The organism is Sphingopyxis sp. LC81, assembly GCF_000756375.1.
Classification (GTDB): Bacteria; Pseudomonadota; Alphaproteobacteria; order Sphingomonadales; family Sphingomonadaceae; genus Sphingopyxis.
In genome coordinates this window covers 42,752-59,285 of the sequence record NZ_JNFD01000017.1, presented here as the reverse complement: position 1 = coordinate 59,285, position 16,534 = coordinate 42,752, and the positions used below count along the sequence as shown (strand labels likewise).

General features: G+C 67.3%; 17 protein-coding genes. 9 read left to right on the top strand and 8 right to left on the bottom strand.

The genetic code is table 11. From position 1 onward, the window contains the following. Positions 1 to 19 precede the first annotated feature (19 nt). The 3 genes from metX to metW are packed head-to-tail and all read left to right on the top strand — an operon-like array spanning position 20 to position 2,159. Positions 20 to 1,144, top strand: a complete 1,125-nt coding sequence (gene metX, locus FG91_RS09100; RefSeq protein ID WP_037514360.1) for a homoserine O-acetyltransferase MetX — start codon at positions 20 to 22, stop codon at positions 1,142 to 1,144. After that, positions 1,141 to 1,578 carry a GNAT family N-acetyltransferase gene (locus FG91_RS09095; RefSeq protein ID WP_037514359.1) on the top strand — a complete coding sequence of 146 codons (438 nt, stop codon included), beginning with the start codon at positions 1,141 to 1,143 and terminating at the stop codon, positions 1,576 to 1,578. The genes metX and FG91_RS09095 overlap by 4 nt, the downstream gene beginning before the upstream one ends. Further along, positions 1,575 to 2,159: a methionine biosynthesis protein MetW gene (gene metW / locus FG91_RS09090; RefSeq protein WP_037514357.1), complete on the top strand. Its 585-nt coding sequence runs from the start codon at positions 1,575 to 1,577 to the stop codon at positions 2,157 to 2,159. Before FG91_RS09095 ends, metW begins: the two co-directional genes overlap by 4 nt. Before the next feature lies 1 nt (position 2,160). On the opposite strand, the gene FG91_RS09085 is transcribed toward metW, so the two are convergent. Continuing rightward, the gene (locus FG91_RS09085) at positions 2,161 to 2,811 is read right to left on the bottom strand and encodes a TetR/AcrR family transcriptional regulator (protein WP_037514356.1); all 651 of its coding nucleotides are present in this window, start codon (positions 2,809 to 2,811) and stop codon (positions 2,161 to 2,163) included. A gap of 260 nt (positions 2,812 to 3,071) precedes the next feature. Here FG91_RS09085 and FG91_RS09080 point away from each other — a divergent pair, with 260 nt between their 5' ends. Next, positions 3,072 to 5,369 carry a TonB-dependent receptor gene (locus FG91_RS09080; RefSeq protein ID WP_235211993.1) on the top strand — a complete coding sequence of 766 codons (2,298 nt, stop codon included), beginning with the start codon at positions 3,072 to 3,074 and terminating at the stop codon, positions 5,367 to 5,369. A 48-nt stretch (positions 5,370 to 5,417) separates the two neighbouring features. Here FG91_RS09080 and FG91_RS09075 read toward each other — a convergent pair whose 3' ends face one another. Genes FG91_RS09075 through hemC form a run of 5 tightly spaced genes read right to left on the bottom strand, consistent with a single transcriptional unit; the run spans position 5,418 to position 10,349 of the window. Then, positions 5,418 to 6,527: a CaiB/BaiF CoA transferase family protein gene (locus FG91_RS09075; protein WP_235211990.1), complete on the bottom strand. Its 1,110-nt coding sequence runs from the start codon at positions 6,525 to 6,527 to the stop codon at positions 5,418 to 5,420. Positions 6,528 to 6,546: 19 nt separating this feature from the next. After that, complete coding sequence (locus FG91_RS09070; protein WP_037514352.1) at positions 6,547 to 7,749, bottom strand: acyl-CoA dehydrogenase; 1,203 nt, start codon at positions 7,747 to 7,749, stop codon at positions 6,547 to 6,549. Between the two features lie 50 nt (positions 7,750 to 7,799). Next, positions 7,800 to 8,696 (bottom strand): mitofilin family membrane protein, encoded by an 897-nt coding sequence (locus FG91_RS09065; protein ID WP_037514351.1) that lies wholly within the window; start codon positions 8,694 to 8,696, stop codon positions 7,800 to 7,802. A 19-nt stretch (positions 8,697 to 8,715) separates the two neighbouring features. Next, positions 8,716 to 9,405, bottom strand: coding sequence for a uroporphyrinogen-III synthase (locus tag FG91_RS09060; RefSeq protein WP_037514349.1), 690 nt, complete (start codon positions 9,403 to 9,405; stop codon positions 8,716 to 8,718). After that, entirely contained in the window at positions 9,402 to 10,349 is a 948-nt protein-coding gene (gene hemC, locus FG91_RS09055) for a hydroxymethylbilane synthase (RefSeq protein WP_037514348.1), read from the bottom strand. Before hemC ends, FG91_RS09060 begins: the two co-directional genes overlap by 4 nt. Before the next feature lie 63 nt (positions 10,350 to 10,412). Here hemC and tsaD point away from each other — a divergent pair, with 63 nt between their 5' ends. From tsaD to FG91_RS09040, 3 genes are all read left to right on the top strand, one after another. Beyond that, complete coding sequence (tsaD, locus tag FG91_RS09050) at positions 10,413 to 11,447, top strand: tRNA (adenosine(37)-N6)-threonylcarbamoyltransferase complex transferase subunit TsaD (RefSeq protein WP_037514346.1); 1,035 nt, start codon at positions 10,413 to 10,415, stop codon at positions 11,445 to 11,447. After that, entirely contained in the window at positions 11,444 to 12,436 is a 993-nt protein-coding gene (locus FG91_RS09045) for an NAD(P)H-dependent glycerol-3-phosphate dehydrogenase (protein ID WP_037514345.1), read from the top strand. The genes tsaD and FG91_RS09045 overlap by 4 nt, the downstream gene beginning before the upstream one ends. Before the next feature lie 76 nt (positions 12,437 to 12,512). Continuing rightward, entirely contained in the window at positions 12,513 to 14,045 is a 1,533-nt protein-coding gene (locus FG91_RS09040; protein WP_037514344.1) for a lipopolysaccharide biosynthesis protein, read from the top strand. Between the two features lie 3 nt (positions 14,046 to 14,048). On the opposite strand, the gene FG91_RS09035 is transcribed toward FG91_RS09040, so the two are convergent. Continuing rightward, positions 14,049 to 14,306, bottom strand: coding sequence for a hypothetical protein (locus FG91_RS09035; protein ID WP_037514343.1), 258 nt, complete (start codon positions 14,304 to 14,306; stop codon positions 14,049 to 14,051). 56 nt (positions 14,307 to 14,362) lie between these two features. Next, positions 14,363 to 15,361 (bottom strand): adenosine kinase, encoded by a 999-nt coding sequence (locus tag FG91_RS09030; protein WP_037514342.1) that lies wholly within the window; start codon positions 15,359 to 15,361, stop codon positions 14,363 to 14,365. 110 nt (positions 15,362 to 15,471) lie between these two features. On the opposite strand from FG91_RS09030, the gene FG91_RS09025 reads away from it, so the two are divergent. Then, complete coding sequence (locus tag FG91_RS09025) at positions 15,472 to 16,155, top strand: EI24 domain-containing protein (RefSeq protein ID WP_037514341.1); 684 nt, start codon at positions 15,472 to 15,474, stop codon at positions 16,153 to 16,155. Next, complete coding sequence (locus tag FG91_RS09020) at positions 16,152 to 16,529, top strand: hypothetical protein (protein ID WP_037514340.1); 378 nt, start codon at positions 16,152 to 16,154, stop codon at positions 16,527 to 16,529. The genes FG91_RS09025 and FG91_RS09020 overlap by 4 nt, the downstream gene beginning before the upstream one ends. The last annotated feature ends 5 nt before the right edge of the window (positions 16,530 to 16,534 follow it).

Genomic DNA, 16,534 nt, shown 5'->3' with positions numbered 1-16,534 from the left:
GCTTAGCCCCCGGCAAACCATGGCGAGCCTGCTCCACGATATCCAGCATCACAGCGTGACGATCGCCGCGCCGCTGCCGCTCGACAGCGGACAGGTGCTGAGCTCGGTGACGATCGCCTATCAAAGCTATGGCGCATTGAACGCCGACAAGTCGAACGCGGTGCTGATCTGCCATGCGCTCACCGGCGATCAATATGTCGCGAGCGACCATCCGGCGACGGGCAAGCCCGGCTGGTGGGCGCGCATGGTTGGGCCGGGCAAGCCGATCGACACCGACCGTTTCCACGTCATCTGCGCCAATGTGCTCGGCAGCTGCATGGGGACGAGCGGCCCCGCCTCACCCGATGCCGCGACCGGCGCCCCGCTCGGCATGGCGTTTCCGGTCATCACGATCACCGACATGGTGCGTGCGCAGGCGATGCTGCTCGACCATCTCGGCATTTCGCGACTTCATGCCGTCGTCGGCGGGTCGATGGGGGGCATGCAGACGCTTGCCTGGGCCGCGACCTACCCCGACCGTCTCGCCTCGGCGCTCGTCATCGCGAGCGCGGCGCGCCATTCGGCGCAGAATATCGCGTTCCACGAGGTCGGGCGGCAGGCGATCATGGCCGATCCCGACTGGCAGGACGGGCAATATTATGGCAGCGCGCGCGCACCCACCAAGGGGCTCGCGGTCGCGCGCATGGCGGCGCACATCACCTATTTGTCCGAGGAAGGGCTGACCGAGAAGTTCGGCCGCCGGCTGCAGGCGCGCGACATCAAGAGCTTCGGTTTCGACGCCGATTTCCAGGTCGAATCCTATCTCAGGCATCAGGGGCTCGCCTTCACCGACCGCTTCGACGCCAACGCCTATCTCTATATCACGCGCGCGATGGACTATTTCGACCTCGCCGACCCGCACGACGGGCGGCTTGCTGGCGCGTTCGCGGGTGCAAAAGACGTGCGCTTCACGCTCGTCAGCTTCGACACCGACTGGCTCTATCCGACCTCCGAATCGCGGCGCGTCGTGCAGGCGCTGCAAAGCGTCGGCGCCGCGGCGAGCTTCGTCGAGCTGTCCGCGCCCTTCGGCCACGACAGTTTCCTCCTCGATGTCCCCGCGCTCGATCGCCTCGTCGCGGGGTCCCTGCGATCGGGCCTCATATGAGCGACGACTATCGCCTGTCCTTCGATCGGTCCGACATGCAGGCCGGCGCAATCCATGCCTTTTTGACGCAGAGCTATTGGGCCGAGAATATTTCGCGCGCCGTGGTCGAACGCGCGATTGCCGGATCAATCTGCGTTGGCACCTTCGCGGCGGGCGGCGAGCAGGTCGGCTTTGCCCGCGTCGTCACCGATCGCGCGACCTTCGCCTATCTGGCCGACGTCTATGTCCTCGAGGCGCATCGCGGACACGGTCTCGCCGCGCGCATGGTGACCGCGCTGCACGATCATCCCGACCTGCAGGGGCTGCGGCGGTGGATGCTCGCGACCAGCGACGCGCACGGGCTGTATGCCGCGCTAGGCTGGACGCCGGTCGAGGACGGCACGCCGTTCATGCAGCGGCATTTCCCCGATGTTTACAGGCAGGCCGGTCGATGAAGCTGCGCCCCGATCTGGCGATCATCGCCGATGCCGTTCCGCGGGCGTCGCGCGTGCTCGATGTCGGCTGCGGCGACGGCGAATTGATGGCCGCGCTCCAGGGCAAGGGCGTCGATGCGCGCGGGCTAGAGATCGACCCCGACAATGTCACCGCCGCGATCGCGCGCGGCCAGTCGGTCGTGCAGGGCGACGCCAACCGCGACCTGGCCGACTATCCCGACGACGCCTTCGACTATGCGATCCTCTCGCAAACGCTCCAGACGACCGAGCGCCCCGACCGCGTCGTCGACGAATTGCTGCGCATCGCGCCGCGCGCCTTCGTCAGCTTCCCCAATTTCGCGCATTGGCGCGTCCGGCTCGCCTTGCTGTGGAACGGGCGGATGCCGGTGACGCGGCTCCTGCCCGTCGCCTGGTATGAAACGCCGAACATCCACCATGTCACGGTCAGCGATTTTCGCGACCTCGTCCGCGCGAAGGGCATCAAAGTCGAGCGCGTATGGCATCTGTCGGGCGACAGGCCGGCAAGCGACGCCGCCGCCAGCTGGCGCGCCGAACATGCGATCTTTCTGATTTCGCGCTGAATCAGTCGCGCTTCTTCAGCCCGTTCGCGAGCAGGTCGTTGGCGATCCGCGCGATCTCCGAAATGTCGCTCTCGGTATCCCACAATCCGTAGCGCATCCCCAGAAACACGTTCATCCCGCCGATCGCCCACGCGTGGATTTCGCTGACGTCATCGCGGATTTCGCCGCGCGCCGCGCCATTCTCCAGCCGCTGGCGCACGCGCGCGACGGTCGTTTCATAATGGCGGCGATAGCTCGCATAATCGACGAATTCGGCTTCATCGATGATGCGGTAGATCTCCTTGTTCGCGCGCACGAAGCCCAGATAGGATTCGAGCCCGATGCGTTCGGCGCTGATCTCGTCGGGCGCGGCCTGGACGATCGGCGTGACATGGTCGCGTAACCGTTCACTCATATAGCGGACGAGCGCCTGGAAGATTTCCTCTTTCGAATCGAAATAGGTGTAGAAGCTGCCGAGCGCGGTTCCGGCGCGGCGCGTGATCGCGCTGATCGACGCCTCGTGAAATCCACGCTCGCCGAATTCGATCGCCGCCGCGTCGAGCAGTTTGCGCAGCGTCCGCCGCCCGCGCTCGGTGCGCGGCGTCTTGTCGCGCGCGTCGCCCGCGCTCCGTTCGGTGTCGGCCTGCCCCGTTTCGGTGTGCGGCTGATCCATGCTTGCCTTTCCGTCTCCCCTCCGTCCGGCTTCCCCTGCATCGTGGCATTTCCGCACCACTGGCAAGCAAAAAACGACAGAGCCATATTCCAAGTTGAAACTTGGTTCATGTTTCACTATTGGATGCGGCGCGGCTTGGCAAGCACCAGCCCAAGAAAAGCAAACAGGGTGGCGAGGGGTCACCCGCCACATGGGAGAGTCATATGCGTCCTTTCGCCCGCCCGCTGCGTCGTGCCATCCTTGCCACCAGCGCGCTTTCCATGATCGCCTTCGCTCCCGCGGCTTTCGCGCAGGAAGCGGGCGCGACCGACGCCGGCGATAACGAGATCATCGTGACGGCACGCCGCCGCGACGAACGCCTGATCGACGTGCCCGTCGCGATCACCGCCTTTTCGGGCGAGGCGCTGGCAAAGGCCGGGGCGCTCGACATCACCGACGTCGCCCAGACAACCCCGAACACGACGCTCGAGGTTTCGCGCGGCACCAATTCGACGCTCAGCGCGTTCATCCGCGGCGTCGGCCAGCAGGACCCGGTGTCGGGTTTCGAACAGGGCGTCGGCATCTACCTCGACGACGTCTATCTCAACCGCCCGCAGGCCGCGGTGCTCGACATCTATGACGTCGAACGCATCGAAATCCTGCGCGGGCCGCAGGGCACGCTTTACGGCCGCAACACGATCGGCGGCGCGGTCAAATATGTGACCAAGCAGCTGCCGGAAGAATTCTCGCTCAAGATCAAGGGCACGCTTGGCACCTACGACCAGGCCGACCTCGTCGTGACCGCGAGCGCGCCGATCGGCGACCTGCTCCGCGTTGGCGGCTCGGTCGCACGCCTGTCGCGCGGCGGTTTCGGCGACAATCTCACCACCGGCCGCGAAAATTACAACAAGGACGTCTGGGCAGGCCGCGGCACGGTCGAGCTCGGCGGTTATGGCGCGCCGGTGCTGATCCGCATTTCGGGCGATTACAGCAAGGACAAGAGCGATCCGCGCGGCGGCCATCGCCTGATCCCGTCGCTGCTCACGAACGCCCCCGTGCTCGACGATGTGTTCGACAGCCGCGGCGGCCTCAACGATCCGAAGCAGGAGATCGAGGCCTACGGCCTCGCGATGAATGTCACCGCCGAGCTCAGCGACACGGTCACGCTGCGGTCGATCAGCGCCTGGCGCAAGGACACCTCGTCGACTCCGATCGACTTCGACGCCTTGCCCGGCGTCGACATCGACGTTCCCGGCTTTTATTACAACGAGCAGATCAGCCAGGAATTCCAGCTGCTGTATGAAGGCGACAGGCTGAAGGGTCTGCTCGGCTTCTATTATCTCGACGCCACCGCCGACACCTTGTTCGACGTCCGCATCTTCAACAATCTGGCAGGCCTCACCGCGTTCACCGAGGCCGATGTCGACACCCAGACCTTCGCGGTGTTCGGCGACTTCACTTATGATTTCAACGACAAGCTCAGCCTGTCGGTCGGCGGCCGTTACACGTGGGACGAACGCGAAGCGTCGATCCTGCGGCAGAATTATCTCGGCGGCGGTTCGCCGGTGTTCGGCGGCGCGGGCGTCGCGTTCGGCGCGCCGGGCACCAATTTCAACGGCAAGCGCGACTTCAAGAAATTCACCCCGCGCGCGTCGCTGTCGTTCAAGCCAACCCCCGACCATAATTTCTACGCGAGCTATTCGCAGGGCTTCAAGGGCGGCGGCTTCGATCCGCGCGGCGTCGGCGTCAACGCGCCGGGCGCCATCCCGGGCCGCCCGACCGACGCGGAAATCGCCTCCTTTCTGAGCTTCCGCCCCGAAAAGGTCGAAAGCTATGAAGTCGGCTACAAGGGCAGCCTGATGGACGGCGCGGTCAACGTCGCGCTCGCCGCCTTCTATGCCGATTACACCGACGTCCAGATCCCGGGATCGGTCGCCTGCACCGTCAGCGGGCTGCCGAGCTTCTGCGGCGTCGTCTCGAACGCCGGCAAGGCGACCTTCAAGGGCGTCGAATTCGAGGGCCGCGCCCGGCTCGGCGAGGATCTGGCGACCGCGGGCGACCGGCTGACGCTGTCGACCGCGCTCGGCTTTATCCAGGCCGATTATAAGGAATATATCTCGAACATCCTCGTCGGCGGGGTCAACACGCCGACCGATGTTTCGGATTTCCGCGAGGTACAGAATACGCCGAAATGGACCGCCAGCGGCACCCTCGCTTACTCGACCCCGATCGGCGACGGCGATTTGAGCTTCGGGACGACCTTGTCGTATCGCAGCAAGACCTATCAGTTCGAAATCCCGAACCCCTATATCGACCAGAAGGGCTTCGCTTTGTGGGACGCCAGCATCGTCTACACCGCGCCCGACGACCGCTGGAGCCTCGGCGTGTTCGGCAAGAACCTGACGAACAAGGAATATAAGACCTCGGGCTATACGTTCGTGAACGTCAATCCGACCACCGGCGCGATCATTCCGGGCGCGAACGGCTTGCCGACCTCGGCGCTCGGCCGCGAAGGCACGCTGACCGCCTTCTACGGCAATCCGCGCCAGGTATTCGTCACCGGCACCGTCAAATTCTGATCTTCGGATAAGGGGGAGAAAGGGGCGTCCGCTGCGGCGCCCCTTTTTCTATTGCGCCAGCGGAGGCGCCCCAGTCGCCGCGACCATGCGCTCGCCATCGATGACGATCGGGCTGGCGAGCCCGTCGACGCTGGCGCCGTCGGGGCGGAAACGCATCCCGCGCGCCTGAACCTGCGGATCAGCAAAAACGCTCGCGATATCGTTGATCGGCCCCGCCGGCACCCCTTCGGCCTCAAGCGCCAGCGACAGCGGTAGCGCGTCCCATGTGGCGATCTTCGCCGCCAGCAGCGGGATCAATTCGGCGCGGTTCGCAAGCCGCGCCGAATTGGTCACGAAACGCTTATCGTCGGCCCAGCGGGGCTCGCCCAGGATCACACATAATTTACGAAACTGGCCGTCGTTGCCGACCGCGATCACCAGCTGGCCGTCGGCGGTCGCGAACGCCTGATAAGGCACGACATTGGCGTGCCCATTGCCCATCCGCTTGGGCGACGTCCCGCTCGCGAGATAATTGGCCGCCTGATTCGCGAGCACCCCGACCTGGCAGTCGAGCAGCGCCATGTCGATGTGCGCACCGCGCCCCGTGGCGTCACGCCGCCGCAACGCCGCGAGGATCGCGACCGTCGAATACATGCCGGTGAAGATGTCGGCATAGGCGATGCCCGCCTTTTGCGGGGCGCCGTCGGGCTCGCCGGTCAGCGACATCGCGCCGCCCATCGCCTGGATGATGAAATCATATCCCGCGCGGTGTGCATAGGGACCGGTCTGCCCGAAGCCGGTGATCGAACAGACGACCAGTCGCGGGAAATCGGCGCACAGCGTCGCGGGGTCGAGGCCATATTTGGCAAGCCCACCGACCTTGTAGTTCTCGATCACCACATCGGCGTCTGCAAGCAGCGCGCGCACCTCGGCCTGCCCCTCGATGGTCGCAATGTCGATCGCCACGCCTGTCTTGCCGCGGTTGGTGCTGTGATAATAAGCGGCGCCGAGATTCTCGCCGCTCTCATCCACAATGAACGGCGGGCCCCAGCTGCGCGTATCGTCGCCAACCCCCGGCCGCTCGACCTTCACCACCTCGGCACCCAGATCGGCGAGCAATTGCCCGCACCACGGCCCCGCGAGCACCCGCGCCAGTTCGACGACGCGGATGCCCTGCAAAGGTTTTAAGCCCTGGGGCTCAGGCAAAGGCCGAAATGCCGGTGATCGCGCGGCCGAGGATCAGCGCATGGACGTCGTGCGTGCCCTCATAGGTGTTCACCGTCTCGAGGTTCACCGCATGGCGGATGACATGATAATCGGCCGAGATGCCGTTGCCGCCGTGCATGTCGCGCGCGACGCGCGCGATATCGAGCGCCTTGCCGCAATTGTTGCGCTTGAGCAGGCTGATCGCGTCGGGAATCAGGCGCCCCTCGTCGATCAGCCGGCCGACGCGCAATGCGGTCTGGAGCCCCAGCGCGATCTCGGTGAGCATGTTCGCGAGCTTCAGCTGGACGATCTGGTTCGCCGCGAGCGGCCGCCCGAACTGCTTGCGTTCGCCGGTATAATTGCGCGCCGCTTCGTAGCAGAATTCGGCCGCGCCCATCGCGCCCCAGCCGATGCCGTAGCGCGCGCGGTTGAGGCAGCCGAACGGACCTTTGAGCCCCGAGACATGCGGCAGCAGCGCATCCTCGCCGACCTCGACCGAATCCATGACGATTTCGCCGGTGACCGAGGCGCGCAGGCTCACCTTGCCCTCGATCTTCGGCGCCGAAAGCCCCTTCATGCCCTTTTCGAGCACGAAACCGCGAATCGCGCCGTCGTGCGCCTCCGACTTCGCCCACACGACGAAGACGTCGGCGATCGGCGAATTGGTGATCCACATCTTCGCGCCTTTGAGGCGGTAGCCGCCCTCGATCTTCTCGGCGCGGGTGCGCATGCCGCCGGGGTCGCTGCCGGCATCGGGCTCGGTGAGGCCGAAACAGCCGACGAGTTCGCCCGAAGTCAGCCCGGGCAGATATTTGCGCTTCTGTTCCTCGCTGCCATAGGCGTTGATCGGGTGGATCACGAGCGAGCTCTGCACCGAACAGGCCGAGCGATAGCCCGAATCGATGCGTTCGACTTCGCGCGCGATCAGCCCGTAGCTGACATAATTCAGCCCCGCGCCGCCATATTCGGGATCGATCGTCGCGCCGAGCAGGCCGAGCGCGCCCATTTCGGACATGATCTCGCGGTCGAACCGCTCGTCGAGAAACGCCGAGGTGACGCGCGGCAACAGCGCATCGGTCGCATAGGACCGCGCGGTATCGCGAACCATCCGCTCCTCTTCGCTGAGCTCGGCGTCGAGCTGGAGGGGATCGAGCGGGTCGAGCGCTTCGATGCGCTGCGGATCGGCGAGGGCCATGGAACGGGCTTTCTCTCTAAACGGCGGGCAGCCCTTTGGAGGATTGCGCGCTATGGGGTCGGATCGGCCGCGTTGCGGGCGATCGCGGCAGCGGGGCTGTCGCGCGGCTCCAATATCGCCGCCGTCTCGATCAGGTCAAGCGCGCGCCGTGCCTCATGATAGCGCCGCGCATCGATCACCCACTCGCTCGCGACCTCCGCCCCGGGCATCGCTTCGACCTCGGCGATCGCAAGGTCGGCCTGCCCGGCCGTAAGATAGCGCCGGGCGCGCTCGAGCCGTTCGGAGGCGCGCGGCGACTGGGTTCCGGCGGCGCGCACGACGAACAATTCACCCAGCTCGCGGCGAAGCCCCGTCCACAGGCTGCCGCTTCCGTCGCCGCCGCGCCCGACAAGCTGTGGCCCCATCGCATCGAGTTCGGCGCGCAGCTGTTCGAGCGTCACCGGATCGCGCGACGTATCGATGATCGTCTTGACGGCATTGGGCTGGTCGTCGCCGAAACGCAGCCGCAGCTGCGCGTCGAGATAGCCCAATGACAGCCCGCGATCGAGCGCGCGGCGCACCGCAAAAGCGACGAGCAGCCCCTCGGCGCGCGATGCGTTGCCCGACGCCGATTCGGCTTCGAGCGTGATCCGCGACAGGCGTTGTTCGAGTTCGGCGACGCGCGCCGCGAGCGCGTTGGCGCCGTCGATCGGCGCGATCATCAGCGGCGGCGCATTCGCCCCGCTTTTTGCGGCAAGCGGATTGGCCGCCCCCGCGGGCGCCGCGACCATTTTCGCGGTGGGTGGTAAGTTGTTGCCCGTCAGCCAGCGATTCACAGCCCATCCGCCGCCGGCGATACCGATCAGAAGCAGCAGGAAGGCACCGATGGCGAGAGCGCGAAACGATAGTCCCCTTTCGGGTACTGCCTCGTCCGCCGACGAGGACGTGTCGATGCTGTCGATTGCCATATTTCTCTTTCGAACGACCCTATTTTTCGCCCTTGTGCCACAAAGCACGCGCTTGTGCCAATATTGCGACATCGTCGGGCTGTTCCGCGATGGCCAGATCGCGCCAGCTGTCGCCCGCCGAAGCCGCCACCGCCGGGCTGATCGCGACGAGCGAAAGGTGAGCGCGCGCATCGCCGACGAGCTGCGAAATCCGCTCGGCGGCGCGCGCCGAATGCGCGAGCAGCAGCGCGGGGGCGGCGATCAGCGCGTCCCATTCGGCCGGCACCGGGGCGGGATCGACGGCGTAACAGGGCAGCGCCGTAATCGCCGCCCCCCGCGTGTCGAATTCCGACCGGTCACGGCCGCAAAGCCACAGAATATTGTGGATATTGTCTGACGTCATATCGTCAAGAAGCCGCTGCGCGCCCGACGATCCGGTCATCGCCACCGTCAGGCCCGCGGCCTCGGCCGCGCGCGCGGTCGCATTGCCCACAGCATAGACGGGCAGCGCCGCCAGCTCGGCCAGCCCCTGCCCCGCCAGCCTTGCGGCAAAGGCGCTGGTCAGCAGCAGCGCGTCGAAATCGCCGGGAGCCGGCGGGCGCCAATCGATCGCGCGCGCCGTAAAAAGCGGCATCGAACGGGCGTCGAACCCCATCGCCCTCGCCCGCTCCACCGTCGCTGCGTTGCCCGGCTCGGGCCGCGTCACGATCAGCGGCAGGCCGTCGGTCATGCCGCGAACAGCCGCCGGACGCTGTCGGGCGCTTCATCGAGCAACCGGTGCGCCAAGGCCGGCGCGGCCGCATCGTCGGTGACGATGACATATCCCGCCGCATGATCGGCGCCATCGTCGGAGAAAATCTCGGCATCGAGGCGCAGCGCGCCGTCGTCCTGCCAGCGCGCATGCGCCGCGACGGGCGAACGGCAGTCACCGCCGAGCGCCGCCAGAAACGCGCGCTCGGCCGCGACGGCAAGATGCGTCGGCGCATGGTCGACCGCGGCAAGCAGCGCGCGCGTCGCCGCGTCGTCGGCGCGGCATTCGATCCCGATCGCCCCCTGCGACGCCGCGGGAAGCAGCAGGCTCGTCTCCTGTACCAAACCGACGTCGTGCATCCCCAGCCGCTCGAGCCCCGCCGCCGCGAGCAAGGTCGCATCGGCATCGCCCGCGGCAATCTTCGCGAGCCGCGTCGCGACATTGCCGCGCAGCAGCACGGTTTCGAGGTCGGGGCGGATCCGCTTAACCTGCGCCGCGCGGCGTGGACTGCTCGTCCCAAGCCGCGCGCCCCGTGGCAGGTCGGCGATCGTTGCCGCCTTTATGCCTTCACGCACCACCAGCCGGTCGCGCGGGTCGGCGCGTTCGAGCATCGCGCCGAGGAAAAAGCGCGCGTCGCGGATCGTTTCGACATCCTTCAGCGAATGGACCGCAATATCGATCACGCCAGCATCGAGCGCCGCATCGAGCTCGCGCGTCCACAGCGCCTTGCCGCCGACCTCGGCGAGCGCACGGTCCTGTATCTTGTCGCCCGTCGCGGTCATCGGCACGATTTCGAGCGCCGTCATATCGATGCCATGGCTGGCAATCAGCGCCGCAGCCGCCATATGGGCCTGAGCCATCGCGAGCGGCGAGGCCCGGGTGCCGATACGCAGCGGGCTTTCGGGGGTCGGAAGTCTATTCATCGTCCCGCTGCTAGCGCGGCTTGCCCTGCCGATAAAGGGGCGGGTAAAGGAACGCGCAACAATATGACCCTGATCCTCGGCCTTGAATCGAGCTGCGACGAAACCGCGGCAGCGCTCGTCGATAGCGAACGGCGCATTTTGGCGCACCGCGTCGCGGGACAGGAGGCCGAGCATAGTCCTTATGGCGGCGTCGTTCCCGAGATTGCGGCGCGCGCGCATGTCGACCGCCTCGCGCCGATCGTCGAGGGTGTGCTCGCCGATGCCGGCGTGTCGCTTGCCGATGTTGATGCGATCGCCGCGACCGCCGGGCCGGGGCTGATCGGCGGCGTGATGGTCGGGCTCGTCACCGGCAAGGCGCTCGCCCACGCCGCGAACAAGCCGCTGATCGCGGTCAACCATCTCGAAGGTCATGCGCTCAGCCCGCGCCTCGTCGAGCCCGGCCTCGCCTTCCCCTATCTGCTGTTGCTCGTGTCGGGCGGCCATTGCCAGCTCCTGCTCGTGCGCGGTGTCGGCGACTACCGCCGCCTCGCGACGACGATCGACGATGCCGCGGGCGAAGCCTTCGACAAGACCGCGAAGCTGCTCGGCCTCGGCTATCCCGGCGGTCCCGCGGTCGAGCGCATCGCGAAGGACGGCAATCCCCATGCCGTGCCGCTGCCGCGCCCACTCGTCGGCAGCGCCGAACCGCATTTCTCCTTCGCGGGGCTCAAGAGCGCCGTCGCGCGGGTGGCCGCATCGGGCACGCACAGCATCCCCGACCTCGCGGCCTCGTTCCAGCAGGCGGTCGTCGACTGCCTTGTCGACCGCAGCCGCATCGCGCTCGCCGCCTGCCCCGATGCGACCGCTTTCGTCGTCGCGGGCGGGGTTGCCGCCAATGGCGCGATTCGCGGCGCATTGACCGATCTCGCGGCGCGCTTCGACAAGCCCTTCGTCGCGCCGCCGCTCTGGCTCTGCACCGACAATGGCGCGATGATCGCATGGGCGGGCGCCGAGCGTTTCGCGGTCGGCCTCACCGATCCGCTCGACACCGCCGCGCGCCCGCGCTGGCCGCTCGACCCCGAAGCCGAAGCCGTGCGCGGCGCCGGAGTGAAAGCATGACGTCATATTCCAAGTTCGGCGTGATCGGCGGCGGCGCATGGGGCACCGCGCTGGCGCAGCTTCTCGCCGCCGATGGCGCCCCCGTCCGCCTGTGGGCCCGCGAGGAGGACGTCGTCGCGGCGATCAACGCCGAGCACCGCAATCCGGTTTTCCTTCCCGGCGCCGCGCTCTCGCCCTCGCTGACCGCGACCGGCGCGCTTGCCGACATGGCCGATCTCGACGCGCTGCTCGTCGTCGTCCCCGTTCCGTTCCTGCGCGCGGTACTCGCCGAACTTCCGCCAGGTGACGCGCCGCTGATCTTTTGCAGCAAGGGCATGGAGGAGGGCAGCTTCGCCTTTCCGATCGATATGGCGCGCGATATCGCGCCGTCGCGGCCGCATGCCGTGCTCTCCGGCCCGACCTTCGCGCACGAAGTCGCCGCCGGGCTGCCGACCGCGATCACGCTCGCCGCCGCCGACGCCGATCTCGCGGCCGGGATAGCGCAGGCGCTCGCGCGCCCGCATTTCCGCCCCTATGTGTCGACCGACGTCATCGGTGCCGAGATCGGCGGCGCGGTCAAGAATATCCTCGCGATCGCCTGCGGTATCGTCGACGGCGCCGGGCTCGGGCTCAACGCGCGCGCGGCGCTGATCAGCCGCGGCTTTGCCGAAATGACGCGCTTCGGACTCGCCCGCGGCGCGCAGGCCGAAACGCTCGCGGGCCTCGCGGGACTCGGCGACCTCGTCCTCACCTGCACCTCGTCGAACTCGCGCAACTTCGCGCTCGGCCAGGGGCTCGGGCGCGGTGAGGCGGCCGAGATACTGATGGCCGACCGCCGTACCGTCGCCGAGGGCGCGTTCAGCGCGCCCGTGGTCGCCGCCGCGGCGCGCGCCGATGGCATCGACATGCCGATCACCGACACCGTTGCGCGCCTCGTTGCCGGCGAAACGCGCGTCACCGACGCCATTCAGGCCTTGCTCAGCCGCCCGCTGCGACCCGAAGGGCGATGAATATCTTCGCACAATTGCCTGCACTCCCCGGCCGCGCTAGACTGACGGTCAGGGCAAAGCAGAAGGGGCGGAAGGCTTGAGCCAGACGGACAGCGCAGCCGCGCCCTCTTCACCCCCCGGCACGCCCCCGGGCGATGCCGACACCGCCGCGCTCGCCAAGGGCGGACGCACCAATTTTTTCGGCTTCATCCTCCGCCTCGTTGCGCGCCTGCCCTTCCTCTATGTCGCGGGCCGCTGGTACGGGCCCGAGGCGGTCGGTCGCTTCGCTTTCGCCGTGCTCGTCATCGAGCTCGTCGCGCAGCTCGCGACATTGGGCCTCAAGCGCGGCCTCGCCGAACAGCTCAGCGCCCCCGGGGCCGACCAGCGCACCGTCGTATGGGACGGCATGTTCGTCGCCTTTGTCGCGTCGGCCGCCGGGTCGCTGCTGCTCGCGCTGTTCCCGCAGCTGATGTTCCCGTCGGGCGGCATCGACAGCGCCGATCGCTGGATGGCGCTGCTCGTCTTCGCGATCGCGGGCACCGATATCGCGCTCGCGGCGTGCGCGTATAAATTCGACGTCGGCGCCACCGTTCGCGCCCGCGCGGTGGTAGAGCCCTGGGTGATCAGCATCGCCGCGGCCGGATTCTGGTTCGTGTCGGTGCGCGACGGGCTGATGCTCTCCTACGCCGCCGCGATGCTCGGCGCCTTCCTCACCGCGCTGATCCCGATGCTGCGCCATTATGGCGGGCCGCGCGGGTGGCAACCGCATCCCGCGCATTTGATCGCAGTTGCGCGGCGCGGCGCGCCGCTCGCCGCCGCCGATGCGATCGAATGGGGCACACGGCGCCTCGACCTCTTCATTCTCGGCCAGTTCACCTCGCCGACGATCTACGGCATCTATTATATGGCGCAGCAGGTCGCCTCGCTGCCGCAGAAGCTCAAGACCAGCTTCGAGCCGATCCTGGGCCCCGTGATCACGCGCAACCTCGCCGAAAAGCGGCTTGCCGCCGTGGCGGCACAAGTGAGCCAGGTCGGCTTCTGGATCATCGCCGCGCAGGCCGGTGTCGCGCTCGCGCTCGGCATTCCGGGCGAGGCAGTGATGGGGCTCGTCGGCCCCGAATTCGTCAGCGGCACCGCCGCGCTCGCCTTCCTGCTCGCCGCCGAGGTCGTCGCAGCGACCGCGGTCGTCAGCGAGGCGGCGCTCGTCTATGTCGCGCGCCACCGCAACCTGCTCATCAGCATCGCGACGCTCGCGCTACAGGCGGGGCTCAGCGTCGCGCTGATCCTGATCGCCAAATCGATGGGGCTACCGCCGATCTATTACGCCGGCGCCGTGGCGCTCGCGCTGATGCTCGCGCTCGGATTTGCGTCGCTGGTGAAAGCCCGCCTGCTCGCGCGCATCCTCGGTGCGCCGGTGAACAGTCTGCGCTGGGCGCTCGTCTGGGCGACCGCGGGCGCGACCATCCTCGGCTATGGCGCGACGCAGCTTCCCGAATGGGCCGAGCTCTTGATCGGCGTTCCCTTCATCCTCGGCGTCTATGGCTGGCTGATCTGGACGCGCGGCTTCGGCCCGGCGGACCGCGAATTGTTCAGGAAACACCCCGAACCCGCCGCGGCGCCCGCCGGCTGATCCTTAATCGACCGCTTTCTGCGCCGCGTCGCCGACATTTTCGGCGGCATCGCCGACCTTTTGCGCCGCGTCGCTGACCGCGCCGCTCTGCGCCTTGTCGTTGGCGAGGAACTGGAAAGCGAAAAAGGCCGCGACCAGAATCGCGACGAGGAAAATCAGTCCCATCCCGAACCCGCCGCGACGGCGCGGTTCGCGGTCGATAACCGTGGTGGTGTGCGTCGTCCCGTCGGGATCGCGCGTCTCGTGAATTTCGTCGGCCATAAGAGTCTCTCCCATGCTGTCTGGCGCATAGGACGCTTCACGGCCGACGAAGGTTCCTAGCCCAGCCGTTCGGCGATCTTCGCCTTGAGGTCGGTCTGCGCGCGCGGACCGACCTGTGCGATGATTTCGCGCGCGCACACGGCGCCCATCGTCAGGCAATCGGCAATCGGACGGCCCTGCGCCTGACCCGAGAGGAAACCCGCGGCGAACAGGTCGCCCGCGCCGGTGGTATCGACGACCGTATCGATCGGCTCGGCGCCGACTTCGGTGCGCGTGCCGCCCGTCAGCGCGATCGCGCCGTGCGAGCCGCGCGTGACGACAAGCAGCGGCACCTGCGCCGCGACGCTCGCGACAGCGGCTTCGAAATCATCGGTTTCAGCGAGCGCGCAAATCTCGACCTCGTTCGCGAAGAGGATGTCGAACAGCCCCTCGGCGATCAGCTTGCGGAAATCGGCACCGTGGCGGTCGATGATGAACGCATCCGACAGCGTGAAGGCGACCTTGCGTCCCGCTGCGCGCGACACGTCGATCGCGCGCCGCATCGCCGCGCGCGACAGCTCGGGATCCCACAAATAGCCTTCGAGATAGAGAATCTCCGAATCGGCGATCCACGCTTCGTCGATCATCGACTGCTCGAGCAGATGGCTCGCACCGAGGAAGGTGTTCATCGTGCGCTGGCCGTCGGGGGTGACGAGGATCAGGCAGCGCGCGGTCGGCGCGCCTTCGCTGAGCGGCGGGGTTTCATAAGCGACGCCGAGCGCGCGCAGATCGTGCGTGAAAACATGGCCGAGCTGATCGTCGGCGACCTGTCCGATAAAGCTGCAACGCTGGCCGAGCGCGGCCATCCCGGCGAGCGTATTGGCCGCCGAACCGCCCGACATTTCGATCGCGGGTCCCATCGCCGCGTAAAGGCGTTCGGCCTCTTCGGCGTCGATCAGCCGCATCGACCCCTTGGTCAGACCTTCGGCAGTGATCAGCGCATCGTCGGCGCGGGCGATGACGTCGACGATGGCGTTGCCGATGGCGACAACGTCGAAACGGGCGGTGGAGGCCATGAAAAATCCTGTGATGCGTGGAAAAAGCTGCCGCGCGCCTTAGGCGGCGGGGCCCGCCAAGGCAAGCATAACGCTTGACCCGCGCGCGCGCGCCCACCATCCCTGCGCCCATGGCCCGCGCCGTTCACGCCTTCCTGCTCGCGCTAAGGGACTTACCGCAGCCCCGCGTGATGCGCGTGCTGGCGCAAAGCCTCGCGCTTACGCTCCTGCTCCTCGCTGCCTCGGGCGCCGCGATCTTTTTCGCGGCGCGCTGGGCGCTGGCGCACTGGAAATGGCTCGACGAAGCGCAACTCGATATGGCCGGAATATTGATCGTTCTGGCCATCATCGCGGGAAGCTGGCTGCTCTTCCGCGCCGTCGCGATCGTCGTCGTCGGCTTGTTCGCCGATGGCATCGTCGCCGATGTCGAGGGCCGCCACTATCCCGCCGCCGCAAGCCAAGCCGTCGATGTCGGCTGGCGCCAGAATATCGGCCTCGCGCTCGCTTCGCTGGTGCGGCTGATCGGCGGCAACCTGCTCGCGCTGCCGATCTACATCCTGCTGCTCGTCACCGGTATCGGCACGCCGATCTTCGCGCTGCTCGTCAACGCGGTGCTGCTCGGCCGCGATCTCGAGGCGATGGTGCTCGCGCGCCATCCGGACCGTCCACGGCTCGACCGGCCTGCGCGCTGGTCGCTCGGGCTGCTGTCCGCCGCAAGCTTCGTGGTGCCTATCGCCAATCTGTTGGCGCCGATATTGAGCGCGGCTATGGCCGTGCACATGCTGCATCTGCGCAATGGGGACCAGAAAAGATGATCGAAAACCGCCGCCTGACCGCCATCGCCGGTCTCGCTTTGACGCTCGGTGCGTGCGCCGGCCCCGCGATCCCGCGCCCGTCGACACCGTCCGCGGCAACCCCGCCGCCGAACACGGTGGTCCGCCCGGTGCAGAACAACGCGCTGATCGGCAACAGCGCCGACGCGATCGGCCGGATGTTCGGCAAGCCGCAGCTCGATATCACCGAAGGCGCCGGCCGCAAGCTGCAGTTCGCCGGGTCGAACTGCATCCTCGATGTCTATTTCTACGCCCCGCGCGCGGGCGCGAATCCCGTTGCGACGCATGTCGACGCGCGCACGCCCGATGGCCGCAACGCCGAAGTGAACAGCTGCGCCCAGTCGCTTCAACGCTGATATGA

Excerpts from the sequence above, each read along its gene's own strand:
- metX (WP_037514360.1), top strand. The coding sequence starts at position 20 with ATGGCGAGCCTGCTCCACGATATCCAGCATCACAGCGTGACGATCGCC.
- FG91_RS09095 (WP_037514359.1), top strand. The coding sequence starts at position 1,141 with ATGAGCGACGACTATCGCCTGTCCTTCGATCGGTCCGACATGCAGGCC.
- metW (WP_037514357.1), top strand. The coding sequence starts at position 1,575 with ATGAAGCTGCGCCCCGATCTGGCGATCATCGCCGATGCCGTTCCGCGG.
- FG91_RS09085 (WP_037514356.1), bottom strand. The coding sequence starts at position 2,811 with ATGGATCAGCCGCACACCGAAACGGGGCAGGCCGACACCGAACGGAGC.
- FG91_RS09080 (WP_235211993.1), top strand. The coding sequence starts at position 3,072 with ATGATCGCCTTCGCTCCCGCGGCTTTCGCGCAGGAAGCGGGCGCGACC.
- FG91_RS09070 (WP_037514352.1), bottom strand. The coding sequence starts at position 7,749 with ATGGCCCTCGCCGATCCGCAGCGCATCGAAGCGCTCGACCCGCTCGAT.
- FG91_RS09065 (WP_037514351.1), bottom strand. The coding sequence starts at position 8,696 with ATGGCAATCGACAGCATCGACACGTCCTCGTCGGCGGACGAGGCAGTA.
- FG91_RS09060 (WP_037514349.1), bottom strand. The coding sequence starts at position 9,405 with ATGACCGACGGCCTGCCGCTGATCGTGACGCGGCCCGAGCCGGGCAAC.
- hemC (WP_037514348.1), bottom strand. The coding sequence starts at position 10,349 with ATGAATAGACTTCCGACCCCCGAAAGCCCGCTGCGTATCGGCACCCGG.
- tsaD (WP_037514346.1), top strand. The coding sequence starts at position 10,413 with ATGACCCTGATCCTCGGCCTTGAATCGAGCTGCGACGAAACCGCGGCA.
- FG91_RS09045 (WP_037514345.1), top strand. The coding sequence starts at position 11,444 with ATGACGTCATATTCCAAGTTCGGCGTGATCGGCGGCGGCGCATGGGGC.
- FG91_RS09035 (WP_037514343.1), bottom strand. The coding sequence starts at position 14,306 with ATGGCCGACGAAATTCACGAGACGCGCGATCCCGACGGGACGACGCAC.
- FG91_RS09030 (WP_037514342.1), bottom strand. The coding sequence starts at position 15,361 with ATGGCCTCCACCGCCCGTTTCGACGTTGTCGCCATCGGCAACGCCATC.
- FG91_RS09025 (WP_037514341.1), top strand. The coding sequence starts at position 15,472 with ATGGCCCGCGCCGTTCACGCCTTCCTGCTCGCGCTAAGGGACTTACCG.
- FG91_RS09020 (WP_037514340.1), top strand. The coding sequence starts at position 16,152 with ATGATCGAAAACCGCCGCCTGACCGCCATCGCCGGTCTCGCTTTGACG.